This is a genomic window from Oceanobacillus zhaokaii, assembly GCF_003352005.1.
Classification (GTDB): Bacteria; Bacillota; Bacilli; order Bacillales; family Amphibacillaceae; genus Oceanobacillus; species Oceanobacillus zhaokaii.
This window is the reverse complement of record NZ_CP024848.1, coordinates 3,158,674-3,171,725: the sequence shown is the minus strand read 5'-3', so window position 1 is coordinate 3,171,725 and position 13,052 is coordinate 3,158,674. Positions and strand designations below refer to the sequence as shown.

The 13,052-nt window shown below is 35.0% G+C and carries 12 protein-coding genes; 10 read left to right on the top strand and 2 right to left on the bottom strand.

Translation table 11 applies throughout. The features are described 5' to 3' along the window. The first annotated feature begins 121 nt into the window (after positions 1-121). The 6 genes from CUC15_RS15895 to CUC15_RS15875 all read left to right on the top strand — a co-directional run bounded on the left by CUC15_RS15895 (position 122) and on the right by CUC15_RS15875 (position 5,167). Complete coding sequence (locus CUC15_RS15895; RefSeq protein ID WP_162800336.1) at positions 122-1,084, top strand: aromatic acid exporter family protein; 963 nt, start codon at positions 122-124, stop codon at positions 1,082-1,084. Between the two features lie 149 nt (positions 1,085-1,233). Beyond that, on the top strand, positions 1,234-1,449 hold the full coding sequence (locus CUC15_RS15890; protein ID WP_114917601.1) for a hypothetical protein: 216 nt from the start codon (positions 1,234-1,236) through the stop codon (positions 1,447-1,449). A 208-nt stretch (positions 1,450-1,657) separates the two neighbouring features. Next, positions 1,658-2,353, top strand: coding sequence for an HAD family hydrolase (locus tag CUC15_RS15885; RefSeq protein ID WP_114917600.1), 696 nt, complete (start codon positions 1,658-1,660; stop codon positions 2,351-2,353). Between the two features lie 388 nt (positions 2,354-2,741). Then, positions 2,742-4,049, top strand: coding sequence for an RNA polymerase factor sigma-54 (gene rpoN / locus CUC15_RS15880; RefSeq protein ID WP_114917599.1), 1,308 nt, complete (start codon positions 2,742-2,744; stop codon positions 4,047-4,049). Between the two features lie 341 nt (positions 4,050-4,390). Further along, complete coding sequence (locus tag CUC15_RS20145) at positions 4,391-4,549, top strand: hypothetical protein (protein WP_162800335.1); 159 nt, start codon at positions 4,391-4,393, stop codon at positions 4,547-4,549. Between the two features lie 12 nt (positions 4,550-4,561). Next, positions 4,562-5,167: a YdcF family protein gene (locus CUC15_RS15875; protein ID WP_114917598.1), complete on the top strand. Its 606-nt coding sequence runs from the start codon at positions 4,562-4,564 to the stop codon at positions 5,165-5,167. A gap of 51 nt (positions 5,168-5,218) precedes the next feature. Here the strand turns inward: CUC15_RS15875 and CUC15_RS15870 are convergent, their stop codons facing one another. Both CUC15_RS15870 and CUC15_RS15865 read right to left on the bottom strand, forming a co-directional pair. Further along, positions 5,219-5,680 (bottom strand): hypothetical protein, encoded by a 462-nt coding sequence (locus CUC15_RS15870; protein WP_242985885.1) that lies wholly within the window; start codon positions 5,678-5,680, stop codon positions 5,219-5,221. A gap of 517 nt (positions 5,681-6,197) precedes the next feature. Further along, complete coding sequence (locus tag CUC15_RS15865) at positions 6,198-8,426, bottom strand: helix-turn-helix transcriptional regulator (protein ID WP_114917597.1); 2,229 nt, start codon at positions 8,424-8,426, stop codon at positions 6,198-6,200. A 319-nt stretch (positions 8,427-8,745) separates the two neighbouring features. Here CUC15_RS15865 and CUC15_RS15860 point away from each other — a divergent pair, with 319 nt between their 5' ends. From CUC15_RS15860 to CUC15_RS15845, 4 genes are all read left to right on the top strand, one after another. Continuing rightward, complete coding sequence (locus CUC15_RS15860) at positions 8,746-10,110, top strand: extracellular solute-binding protein (protein ID WP_205317616.1); 1,365 nt, start codon at positions 8,746-8,748, stop codon at positions 10,108-10,110. 69 nt (positions 10,111-10,179) lie between these two features. Further along, positions 10,180-11,082 carry a carbohydrate ABC transporter permease gene (locus tag CUC15_RS15855; RefSeq protein WP_114917595.1) on the top strand — a complete coding sequence of 301 codons (903 nt, stop codon included), beginning with the start codon at positions 10,180-10,182 and terminating at the stop codon, positions 11,080-11,082. A gap of 12 nt (positions 11,083-11,094) precedes the next feature. Continuing rightward, on the top strand, positions 11,095-11,919 hold the full coding sequence (locus tag CUC15_RS15850) for a carbohydrate ABC transporter permease (protein WP_114917594.1): 825 nt from the start codon (positions 11,095-11,097) through the stop codon (positions 11,917-11,919). A gap of 40 nt (positions 11,920-11,959) precedes the next feature. Continuing rightward, positions 11,960-13,042 (top strand): Gfo/Idh/MocA family protein, encoded by a 1,083-nt coding sequence (locus CUC15_RS15845; protein ID WP_114917593.1) that lies wholly within the window; start codon positions 11,960-11,962, stop codon positions 13,040-13,042. Positions 13,043-13,052 lie beyond the last annotated feature (10 nt).

Genomic DNA, 13,052 nt, shown 5'->3' with positions numbered 1-13,052 from the left:
TTTTGTGACGAGCATTCAATCTATTCCATACATCCTGAATAGCTCTAATTATAATAAAGACTTGCAGTTTCTAAAGAAATATGCAAACATTTACTTATTAAACAACAGGATGGTGCTTCATATGGTTGGCATGGGCTATAGGACGTTGAAGACTGCTGTAGGAGCTGGGCTTGCAATTTGGATTGCGAGTTTACTCGATCTGGAATTTGCAACATTTGCAGCTATCATCGTCATAATGTGTATCGAGAAGACAAAGAAAAAGACATTAAATACAATACAAAAAAAGTTCTTTGCGTCACTATTATCCTTGTTTCTTGGTGCAGTCTTTTTTGAAGTATTTGGTTATAATCCAATTGTCTTTTCCTTCTTTATTTTATTGTTTGTTCCAATCCTTGTGAAAGCCCGTATACAAGCAGGTTTTGTCACAAGTATGGTAGTTGTTTTACATATTTATACAGTGAAGGATGCCAACTTGGATATCTTTCTGAACGAACTCTATATTATTTTCATAGGCATGGGAATTGCCTTGCTAGTCAACAGTTTTATGCCAAATTTTAAAAGAGATATCGAAACTTTTAAGAAAAAGATTGAGCATAAGTTTAGTGCGATTCTATATGAATTCTCTGCTTATTTAAGAGATAGTGAACGAAACTGGAACGGGAAGGAAATTCTTGAAGTAGAGGAAATCATTAATCAAGCTAAAAGCATTGCCATACAAGATGTTGAAAATCACATATTAAGGAAGCTAAATAAAGATTATTATTATCTTGAAATGCGAGAGGATCAATTGGAACTTCTAAAACATATGGTAAAAATCGTTGCGATTGTTTCTTCTTCGGATCTGCATGTAGAGCAGAAAGAAATGTTTGCGGAATTCCTTGCTTATTTAAGCCAAAACGTTCATTCAGGAGATACAACGGACAGCTCACTACATAAGTTAGAGGAGTGTATGGCATCCATCCGCGAAACGGAGCTGCCAAAGACAAGGGAAGAATTCGAAATAAGAGCGAATCTTTTCTATTTAATTTTTGAAATAGAAAACTACCTAAACATTAAGAAGAAACTCTTTTCTAGAAGGAGTTAGGTGCCTGTCACTCCTTGGTTTTTGTCATAATATGTCGAAAGTTTGTTGTTGCGTTTCACAACAGAATAATTAAGAAAGTATTTTCAGTTCAAAATTAAGTAGGGTTTTTAACAACTAATAAAGAATATTAATACTAAAGGGGTGAGGAAATGTCGAATAATAATATATTACCAACAACTCAAAGAAGCAAGCTTGATGTTGCACTGGAACTTACACAGCTTTATGTAGAAGAATATCCAACAGACGCAGATGAGCTCGAATATAAGTTTTCCCAATTTTATGCTTTGGTTTCAGTACTGGAGAACACGGACAATAGTAGTTTAAGGGAACTGGTGCCTGAGGAAATATTAAATAAGATCAGGTGATACTCCTCTGGGAGATGTGAAAAAATCTTTGAGTTACTATACAAGTTCAGCCGCAGTTCATGTGGCTTAGGCTGAGTGTTAGCAACACTTAGCCTATTTTATTCGATGCTGATTCTAATTTTGTTTTCACAAATATTAATATTAAAGTAATTTTCCACTCTATACGACATTCATTTTAGAAGGTATGATAGAAGTGGAGGTTGATAGAATGGATACTATTATTTTTGATGTAGATGATACATTATACGATCAAGCATTATCGTTTATAAATACATGCAAAAAGGTTTTAAAAGTGTCACTTACAGATGAGGAACTTGATAGGCTTTACATAGCAAACCGTAAGCATAGTGATGCATTATTTGATGAAAAAGTAGCTGGGAAATTAACGGAGCGAGAAATGCATATCCGTCGTATTAAAGATGCGTGTGCTGAGTTCGGTATCGTAATGAATGATGAGGAAGCAATGGAATTCCAGGAGGCATACGTAGTTGAGCAAAATAAAATTGTGTTATTTGATGAAGTGGAAGAACTGTTGGAAACACTGCACAAACAAGGGAAGCAGCTCGCTATTTTGACAAATGGAGCAGAAGGACATCAATCGATGAAAATAAGGCAGCTGAATTTAGAAAGATGGATTCCAAAAGAAAATATCTTTATTTCAGGTACGGTTGGCCATGCCAAACCAGCAATAGAAGTTTTTCAATTCATTGAAAGCAGACTAGGATTAAACAAGGAAACAACAGTCTATGTCGGTGATTCATTTGCTAATGATATTGTTGGTGCTAAACAGGCTGGGTGGAATGCAGTTTGGATGAACCACCGTAAAAGGGCTAGTGTAAAGAATAGTGTGGTAGCAGATAAAGTAGTATATAGTGCGCAGGAAATGCTTGAGCTGTTGAGGTAAATCGCTGCTGAAGCATTCAATTACAATTATTTTGAATACGATTATAACGATTATTTGGTTTGTCTCATTTTATGGAAGTGTTTAGACAATGCAAACACCTGGAGATTAACGGATGAATTAAAATGAAAGGCTTTAACTCTTTACTTCAAAGGGTTAGAGCCTTTTTAGGAAAGAAAAAGAACTAAGAGTATAGTATCTACCATAAATTAAAAGAATTGTGCACATGGGACGTGGTACCTGTCCCTTTGTCCCGATTGTTAAACTTTCAAATACCACTCGAATTTTATGAGTACTTATATTATAATGAAAATAAATGATAACGCTTACAGTAAAGTCGAGTTATATACACGAAAGTAACAAAGGTATCTCATCAATGGAGGGAATGGTATTGGAACTTGTACTTCAACAAAAGCAAAAACTCAATCTGATGATGACCGTGGAGTTAAGGCAGGCAATCTCACTATTACAATATTCAACCATTGACTTATATCAGTTTATTCGAGAACAGGAATTAGAAAATCCACTAATTGAACTGGTCGAAAGAGAAGATAAGCAGCTGCCCTTCGATGGCAATATGAGGTCTGGTGGTTCCGATTATTCTAAGAATAATCCAATCGATTTTCTAGCAGCAGAAGATAAAGATGAGCGGAAGAAATTAATCGAGCAAGTGCGGTGGCTAGACATAGAAGAATGGGAATGTAACATTCTTATATATTTGGTTAACAATCTAGATGCAAATGGCTATCTGCCTCTCAATGCAACAGAAATATCATCTCTGCTACGGATCGATGAGGAGACGGTACAGCACGGAATAGCATTATTGCAACAGTTAGAACCCATTGGAGTAGGTGCGAGAAATTTCTCGGAATGTCTATTGCTGCAATTAAAATATCACTATCCAGAAGAAAAGGTAACAGAACAAATAATAATGCATCATTTAGAAAATCTAGCAAACAAAAAATGGCAAGCGATTGCGAGCACATTGAAAATAAGCTTATCCGAAGTAAAATCGGCCTTCGATCTTATTCGAACATTAAATCCTAGACCATGTATTTTAGATTCAAGGGAGACTGAATATTTATTTCCAGATATTATTATAGAAAAGAATGCAGGAAAGCTTGACGTTTATTTAAATGATGGCTATTTACCGAAAATTAACTTTAACAATCAATATACAGATGGTTTGCATGATAAAAATGATCTGAATTTTGTTCAAGATAAATATAGAAGCTTTCAAATGCTAGTAAACAGCATTGAGCAAAGAAGAAATACAATTTTAAAAATTACACAGGCTGTTTTAAAGAAGCAAGCCGCCTTTTTCACCGATGGACTTACAGCACTACAACCTTTAACATTAAAGGAAATTGCAGACGAAATTAATATGCACGAATCCACTGTGAGCAGGGCTACATCGAATAAAACGATCCAAACACCAGAGGGGACAATTGATTTTCGAATTTTCTTCACTTCCAAAATAGAAACAGCTGATGGAAATAGTACTTCACAAACGAAAGTAAAGTTATTGCTAGAGGAATTTATCAGGGAGGAAAATAAATACAAACCACATTCAGATCAAAAAATTGCGGATCACTTTAAAACCAAAAAGGGGATTACAATTTCGCGGCGAACGGTGGCGAAGTATAGGGAGGAGCTTAATATTCCTTCCTCCAGCAAGCGGAAGGAGATTAGGATTTAGATAGTTTTTTAAAGGTTTGGGATTTGAAAAATTTTAAAAATGAATTTTATAGTAGATGTCTCTTGAAAGTCTATTACTATATTAATAGAAATACAAAAAAGGTATCCTTCTCACCCCAATTTGGCGAGAAGGATATTTTTATTGTTGCTTTTCCTTTTTAAAGTAGATATTTAAAATTAATATATTACAGTATTACGGCCTAGAATAGATGTATTAAATACTAGTATAAATATGAACTTTTTGTAAACACGGCAAATTTCGACACTATCCTATCTAAGACTGTGGTATAGTACATTATAATTTAGAAACGGACATTTAAATTGGGAAAAGGTGGGAATTGGATGAGTGATCAAGAACGATTTACTAGAATATTAACTAGTGTAATTGAAGAAACGGAAAGTAATAAGATGCAAACTGCTGAAGAGGTTATTCAATTTTTAGTGAATGAAATTAAAAGCTTTATTGTTTTAGAAGAGAAATTAGAGTTCGTTGGAAAGTAATAGATTTTCATTATGGAGTTTATCTTTTTCATTTGTAAGGAATTAGTGAAAAATATGCTGATGAAGGTAGTGAAATTGGTTGGATTCGCAATTATTTTTTGCTATATCCTTTTAATAGTAGGAAGAGAGTTCCTAGTAATCAGTGAAGAACCAAAAAAAGCAGATGTCATTATTGTCTTGAGTGGTGGTGTTGGTCGTCTGGAAAAAGCGGTTGAATTATATCATGCGGGCTATGGCGACTATTTAATGCTATCTCGTGCAAATGTGCCAGGAATGACTGCAGAAAGGGCGATAGAATTAGGCGTCCCCAAAAAACGGCTGATTCTGGAAGAAAAAGCTACCAGCACCTACAACACTGGAATCTATACTAAGGATTTGATGGAAAACAATCAGTTAACATCAGCAATCATTGTATCCTCAGACTATCATATGCGACGAACGAAGTTATCCTTCGAAAGGGTCTTTAAAGATACTGAGATTGAACGTACATACGTTGCATCAAGGCAGGTAATGAGCGATTCATTAGTGATGAATAAGAGTGAAATCCATTATACCTTGAGTGAACTGACAAAATACGTCGGCTACAGCCTGGGAATGTATCATTTTATTGATCTGTAGAGGGTGCTTGTCACTTGTCGAATTTTGTGAGTGACAGGCACCCTCTTCGCTTTAATTATAATCCCACAAAATCTGCCATGAGTCTTCTGTATTTACAACGTACACCTCTTGTGAAAAGCTAAATTTCCCATATTTTCCTTTATAACTCTGAATCACATAGAATTTATAAACCTCTTTTAAGGTTGGTAAATCTTTTGCCATTTTCCATTCATCTACTTTTCCTATCTCCTCAATAGTATATTCAAACGTCTCCACACCGAAGTGCCCCATAAACACGTGGGCCCGATCCGTTATATAAGTTGTCTTATTCCATCTTTCTTTCATGAGGGGATGCAATAATTCCCAGGAACCAGTGAAATTAGCATCCTGCTCATAAGTATAAAATTCATTTACTATATGTTGTGCTTGACGACTTGGAGAAAAAAGCGTTGCTCTAAGGATGAAAACAGCAATCAACATGATGATGCCAGAGGCAGCGAGAAGTATAATAGTTGATGTATGGCTTTTCCTCAAGTTTACCTTCTCCTTCGATAAAAGAGCTTATATAACAGGATATGGGTAAAGAGGGCAATTTATTAGTGATTATTTATGATATTGTGCCGTGTCTATCAGTGCTGGACGAATCGATTTACATAAATATTTGAGTCAATTATATTATTCTTAAATTAATTGACATAACACACTAGTCCAATTAAGAGTATCTGTCAGTAAGCAAATAAATGTTGAGTTCGCCTACTGACAGAACATATTGCATTAGAATTGGTTGACAACTTGATGATGTAAAGGCTCGACAAGCTTTGAATCAAATCTTAAATAAGGAACTAACTCTCAAATTAATAACTGACTAGAGTTTACAAGAAAAACTGTTTTCCTAGCCTAAACAGATGCTAAAATCGGAGAAGTATTGGCAGTGCTTCTCCCATTATCTAAATCCACCGAATTACAAAACCCTCAAACCTTAAACAACTAAAATACCGAATCTAAGCTAAATTTACCTATCTGTCATTTAACGATTTTACATAAGTACTGATTAACGAAATTTAGAGAATTCTCCTGGTGGTATTCCTTCTTGCTGCTTAAAAGTTCGTATAAAAGTATTTACATTCTTATAACCAACCAATGCGCTAACTTCATTTACTTTGTAATTTCCTTTTTTAAGCAGCTCTTTTGCTTTATTAATCTTTAAATTATTGAGATGTTTTTTAAAATTAATGTTAGCATTCTTCTTTAATACTCTACTAATATAACCTTCCGTTAAATTAAACTTTTTAGAGATATCCGTCAACGAAAGATCTTGGTCATAGTTTTGATTAATATATTCCAAAATACGAAATGTAGTTGGATCCGATGTTTCTTTAAATGTGATAATAAAAGTTTGAAATAGAATTTCGAACATCTTATTTAATGAAAAATAAATGTCATCTTTATTATTGCTATTCAGTAAATCGAATAATCCTTTATTTTGCAGGGAAAATTCATTTATCGATTTATTATAATGATTTAGAATCCGTTTGACTGTATTTAAAAGTACATATTTAAATTTTATCGTATTTATTGTATCCAATTCCAAATGAAACAGATTTGTTTCCAAAACGTTTTGAATCGATTTTTCCGCTAATTCGAGATCATTATCGATGATGGCATTTACTAAAAATCTTTCATCATCCAACGAATAGGAATAGCTTTCATCGTTTAGTAACGGTTCCATAGCAGGGAATAAATCTAGTGAGTTAACATATGTGTATTTTTTTAACGTTAACTCAATAGCTTCAATAAATGCCGCATTTAAGTTATAGATGCTCTCTACAGGCTCAGATACCGAATGGGTTAGCTTAATTGACAATTCGTTTTGAATGTATAATGTTAGCTTATTTAATTGATCATCCACTTTCTTCGCTTCTTTAAATGGGAAAATAAGGCAAAGGTCTTTATAATCAATTGGAATTTGAATAAAGGGGATCACATTACTAACACTATTGATTAACGTGATAACCTTATTTCGCAAGACAAGTAAATTAGTATTTGAGACATCTTCTGACTCCAATTCTAGACTTGCGATTGATAGAATCGCTATTATCCCACCACGATTAAAATTCTCCATACTAAGTTCCGTTAATTTTTGTGGAATTTCTTCTTTATTTATCGTGCCAAATAAGACTGAAGAGATAAATTCAACCTGTAATACAGATAATGATTCATTGATTTTAAGCTCGAGCTCTTTATTTTTATCCTGAATGCCATCTATGTTTCTAATTATATAATCCAATTCGCTAACATTATTATCTTTGACATTATTTTTGAAGGGCATAGGTTTATTTTTATTGAACGCATTAAGTATATCTTGAATTGGGTTGTAGCTTTTTATCGTTGCGAAATAAAGGATGATTCCCCCAAGTAAGAATAAGCAAAGTACAAATAATAGCAATACAGATAAAAAATCTGGTTCAAATTGAAGAAATTTGGTTTCTTCTACTAAATAAGAATATTGCAGGTTTAAAACAGAAGAAGGCATATTATATAGAATTTTACTGTCCTTCGTATGATTTATAGTTAGTTTTTCAAAGCTCTCACTCTGTTTTACTGTTGCAATTTCGGAATTCTCCTCTGTTGAGCGTTTATTATCATCTAAATAAAACTTACCAGAGATGTTTACCAGTTCTTTTGGAAACAATTTTTCATTCGGGATGCTTATAAAAATATATAAGTATTCATCAAATTGATGATAATATGTTTGGCTTATAAATATTGTGTTATTTAGATTTTGCTGGAATTTTTCTTCGAGTAAATAAAAGTTATTATTTTGATCCCTCTCAAATAAATGAGGTGCTGTGATTAAATCTTTGCTAATACCTGCTTGATTCAGATAATCAGCTAAAGGAAAATAACCTTCTTGTGAAACTACATAGTTATCTGAAACTTTAGTAATTCCTACATTTATGTTTAAATCATCAGTTAAATAAAGACTGTTAACGAGATCATCATAAATATCGGGAAAATAGAATAGGGAGCTATTTGAATTACTAATATAATCTTGAACACTCGGTTGTTTCGAAATAGCTGAAGCATAACGAGCTACACTGTTAATTTTGGAGTCAGTTGTACGACTGGCGGCATCCAAAAATACTTGGTTTTTATAATCATTTTGCTGGGAAAAATGATTAAAATTAAAAAGTGTAACTGTGGCGATTATCATTAGTGTGTACAATAAGATTATGGAGAAAAAAGTATAAAAGGTTCTTCTGAGAATTCTTTTTTTCATCCTTCGCACGTCCACTCCTTAATAATATGATAACGTTTACATTTAATATAGCATAAATCATATACAAAATGAAGAATAGTATACAGAATAGTAGATATATAACAAAAGTTGAGTATAATGACAAAAAAACGATATTGCAGGTTTTAAATGTAAGCGCTACAATTACTGTCATGGAGGCACTCACCAATTGTTGACAATACTGAAAATACAACTTTGAATGTGCTAGTTAGTGCAATTTGAAGGGTGGTGTGTTTAGCCAGTCTAGGGGGGAAAAGTTTTGATCTCTACTATTTAAAAAAATCTGGAAGGAATGGTATGGATGCTTAAAAGGAAAATGTTTGTACCAATTTTATTATCTGGAATATTACTACTAAGTGCATGTTCGGATTCGGATAATGCGAGTGGTAACTCTGATTCAAAGAGCGGTAAAACTGAAATAAAAATAACATGGAGGGGATTGGGTGAACAGGATAATATAAAAAGGTATCTCGAGGGATTTGAAGCAGACTTTGAATCAGAAAATGAAGATATCGACATAGTACTTTCGCCAATAACCGCTAGTGAAGGCGATTATTTCTCTAAGGTAGCATTGACAATGCAATCTGCTGAAACAGCACCTGATATCGTATCTGAAGACACATTTATGCTGAGTGCCGATGCTAATGCTGGTTATTTAAAACCATTAGATGAGTACGTAGAATCATGGGATGAATGGGATAATTTTATTGAAAATATAAAATCCGGAACCACAGGTGATGATGGAACTGTTTATGGTATACCGACAACAACAGATTCACGGGGTATCTGGTTTAACAAGGAGGTTTTTGAAGCAGCTGGACTACCAAGCGATTGGGAGCCTAAAAGCTGGGAAGATGTTTATGCCGCAGCCGAAACTATAAAGGAAGAGAATGCTGATGTAGTACCATTTGCGATGAATGTAGCAAAAGCAAATGGTGAGGCAGTTTCCATGCAAACATTTGAAATGCTGCTCTATGGGACTGGGGAAACTTTATATGATGGTGAAAATGGCAAATGGAATGTTAATGGGCAAGGAATCACTGATTCTTTAGTTTTCGTTGACGAAATCATGAATAAGCGTGACTTAGGGCCATCTCTTTCAATTGCTCTTAATGCAAATTATAGCTCTGTCATGACTCAAGATTTATTGCCAACTGGTGGTGTTGGAATGGTGCTGGATGGGAACTGGAACATTGCACACTATACAGAAGGTGGAGCACATCCACTAGAAGATATTGAAGCAACACTTGGCTTCGTACCTTTCCCGACAAAGGATGGGCAATCACCTGGGTTTATAACGATGTCCGGTGGTTGGGGTTGGTCTATTCCTGAGAAGTCGAAAAATCATGATGTGGCATGGAAAGTGATACAAGCAATGAGCACAGAAGATTTACAAACAAAGCGAGCGCTTACTGGGGGTACATTAGCGGTTAGGAATGATTCAGCAGAAAGCAGCGATTATTTAGAACGTCCATTAATCGAACAGGCTACAAAAGCATTGGAGAATGCAAATTTCAGACCGAAGAATGACTTATATCCAAACGTTTCAATTGAAATTCAAAATGCGGTAGAGGCAGTTGCGAGTGGAACGATGTCACCTGAAGAGGCAGCTGCTAATTATAAATCAAAAGTAACAGACATTGTGGGGGAAGAAAACGTTTATTAGATGTTGAATGAGGAATAAAAATATTTTATTCCTCGTTTTCAATATCAAATATAAAGTGGGGGAAATGAAATGGAAGTTACACCTAATATTTCAGGTAAGAAGAAAATATCGGATAATATCAAGTCATCTATTTTTTTATCGCCTGCATTGATATTACTATTAATATTCTTTCTTACTCCAATGCTATTAACAATCGTATTTTCATTTACCAATCTAGCACTCACTGGTACCCAGGCACAAAACCTTAAATTTGTGGGCTTTGATAATTTTGTCCAAATGTTTAATGATGCGGAATTATATAACAGTATTGGAAAAACGCTCATTTTTGTTTTATTTTCTGCTATTATAGGCCAATGTTTTTTGGGCTTTTTAATCGCGTTTTTAATGAAGGGGAAAAATTCTACCTTTCGTAGGGCGATTGGTATTACCGTAATTGCAGCATGGGTAACACCAGAAATTGTTGTTGGATTTAGCTGGGTCGCTTTTTTAGGAGATAATGGAACGCTAAATAGCATTATCACAGCCTTATCTGGAATCGAACCAATTGCATTTCTCTTTGAGTACCCGATGGTTAGTGTTGTAGTGGCGAATATATGGCGTGGGACGGCTTTTTCTATGATGGCTTTTCAAGCAGCTTTAGATGATATACCTTTGGAAGTCGAAGAGGCAGCAGTCATGGATGGTGCAAGCAGATGGAGAATTGTTAGAAATATAACGATTCCTATCGTTAAAGGAACCATCACGACAAATTTAATGCTTGTAACATTACAAACTTTAGGGGTATTCACCTTAATCTACGCAATGACTGGCGGTGGCCCAGGAAACGCGACCATGACTTTACCGATATACATGTATCAACAGGCGTTTGTGAGTTATCAATTAGGCTATGGAACAGCAATCTCATTAGTAATATTAATAATTGGGGCTCTGTTTAGTCTATTATATTTGCGATTTCTTAAGGTGAAAATATAAGGGGAGAGTAGCATGAGAATTGGGAGAACAGAAAAAATAATACATCACGCTATACTTGTATGTTTGGGGATTATCTTTATTTTACCGCTGTTATGGATGCTAGTAGCGTCGATAGATAGTTCAGCAATTCAAGCGTTAAAGATACCTGAAAAGTACACCTTTCAAAACTATATGGGGATTCTGAGCGATCCATCAATCATTAGGTCCTTTTTAATAGGAATATTTTTGTCTGGTGGGCAATCGATCATTGTTGTACTTGTTAGTATTCTAGCTGCTTATCCGTTGTCAAGGTATAAACCATCCTATAAAAAGTCATTTTTATATACGATTTTATTTCTAACATCATTACCGATGACTGCAGTTATTGTTCCTGTGTTTCAAATGTTTTTGATATTCAATTTCGTGGACAAGTTATGGGCAGTCATGCTTTTCACGGCTGGTACATCACTGCCTTATGCAATATGGATGATGAAAAACTTCATGGATTCAGTACCACTAGAGTTAGAGGAATCTGCTTGGGTTGATGGTGCTTCCGTGTGGGTGGGCATAAGAAGAATTGTAGCACCTTTAATGCTCCCAGGAACATTTACCGTATTAATCTTTACGTACACAGGAAGCTGGGGAAACTTTTTCGTACCATATATTTTAATTCAATCTCCTGAGAAAATGCCGGCATCCGTTACGATATTCCAGTTTTTTGGTAATTATGGGTTAGTTAATTACGGAGAACTAGCAGCTTTTTCTGTTCTATATTCTGCTCCAGTTGTAATTCTATATTATTTATCACAAAGGTATATGTCTAAAGGGTTTAGTCTTGGCGGAGCTACAAAGGGTTAATTGTTTACTGTTAAAAATTAAAAAATAAAGGGTGGGTCTTATGGCTGAAAAGTTAAAAGTTGCAATTATTGGATGTGGAGGAATTGCAAACGGCAAACATCTTCCAAGTTTAAAAAAGGTTAAACAAGTGGAGCTAGTTGCTTTTTGTGATATCGTAATAGAGAGAGCGGAGAAGGCTGCAGCAGCATATGGTATCACGGATGCTAAAGTATATAGTGATTATAAAGAGTTATTACAGGATACGACAATTGACGTTGTCCATGTTTGTACACCGAATAATTCACATGCAGAAATATCAATTGCTGCACTGGAATCAGGGAAGCATGTCATGTGTGAAAAACCGATGGCGAAAACATCAGAAGAAGCGAAAAGAATGGTGGAAGCTGCTGAAAGATCAGGAAAGAAATTAACAATCGGTTACAATAATCGCTTCCGAGCAGACAGTCAATATCTACATAAGGTGAGCAGACGAGGTGATTTAGGGGAAGTGTACTTTGCTAAAGCACACGCAATTCGAAGACGTGCTGTTCCAACTTGGGGAGTATTTCTAGATGAAGAAAAACAAGGTGGAGGACCTTTAATCGATATTGGTACACATGCACTGGATTTGACACTTTGGATGATGGACAATTACAAGCCAAAAGCAGTAATGGGATCCGTATTTCACAAGCTTGGTAAGAAAAAAGATGCAGCAAATGCATGGGGACCATGGGATCCAGAGAAGTTTACGGTTGAGGATTCGGCATTTGGTTTTATTACAATGGAAAACGGAGCAACTATTATACTTGAATCAAGCTGGGCTATTAATTCGCTTGATGTAGATGAAGCAAAATGCTCGCTTAGTGGTACAGAGGGCGGAGCAGATATGAAGAATGGCTTACGAATAAATGGGGAAAATTTCGGGAAGCTTTATACAACGAATATTGCATTAGGTGCGGATGGTGTTGCTTTTTATGATGGAACAGAGGAAAGTGATGCAGAATTAGAAGCCCGTCTTTGGATTGAGAGCATTTTAAATGATACTGAACCGACAGTTAAACCTTCAGAAGCATTCGTAGTAACCCAAATTTTGGAGGCAATCTATGAATCTTCGAAGACAGGTAAAGCGGTATATTTTAATTAATGGAGAGGAG

What these genes read in the sequence shown, in the direction of transcription:
- CUC15_RS15895 (WP_162800336.1), top strand. Translation starts at nt 122, where the DNA reads ATGGTTGGCATGGGCTATAGGACGTTGAAGACTGCTGTAGGAGCTGGG.
- CUC15_RS15890 (WP_114917601.1), top strand. Translation starts at nt 1,234, where the DNA reads ATGTCGAATAATAATATATTACCAACAACTCAAAGAAGCAAGCTTGAT.
- CUC15_RS15885 (WP_114917600.1), top strand. Translation starts at nt 1,658, where the DNA reads ATGGATACTATTATTTTTGATGTAGATGATACATTATACGATCAAGCA.
- CUC15_RS20145 (WP_162800335.1), top strand. Translation starts at nt 4,391, where the DNA reads ATGAGTGATCAAGAACGATTTACTAGAATATTAACTAGTGTAATTGAA.
- CUC15_RS15875 (WP_114917598.1), top strand. Translation starts at nt 4,562, where the DNA reads ATGGAGTTTATCTTTTTCATTTGTAAGGAATTAGTGAAAAATATGCTG.
- CUC15_RS15865 (WP_114917597.1), bottom strand. Translation starts at nt 8,426, where the DNA reads ATGAAAAAAAGAATTCTCAGAAGAACCTTTTATACTTTTTTCTCCATA.
- CUC15_RS15860 (WP_205317616.1), top strand. Translation starts at nt 8,746, where the DNA reads ATGCTTAAAAGGAAAATGTTTGTACCAATTTTATTATCTGGAATATTA.
- CUC15_RS15855 (WP_114917595.1), top strand. Translation starts at nt 10,180, where the DNA reads ATGGAAGTTACACCTAATATTTCAGGTAAGAAGAAAATATCGGATAAT.
- CUC15_RS15850 (WP_114917594.1), top strand. Translation starts at nt 11,095, where the DNA reads ATGAGAATTGGGAGAACAGAAAAAATAATACATCACGCTATACTTGTA.
- CUC15_RS15845 (WP_114917593.1), top strand. Translation starts at nt 11,960, where the DNA reads ATGGCTGAAAAGTTAAAAGTTGCAATTATTGGATGTGGAGGAATTGCA.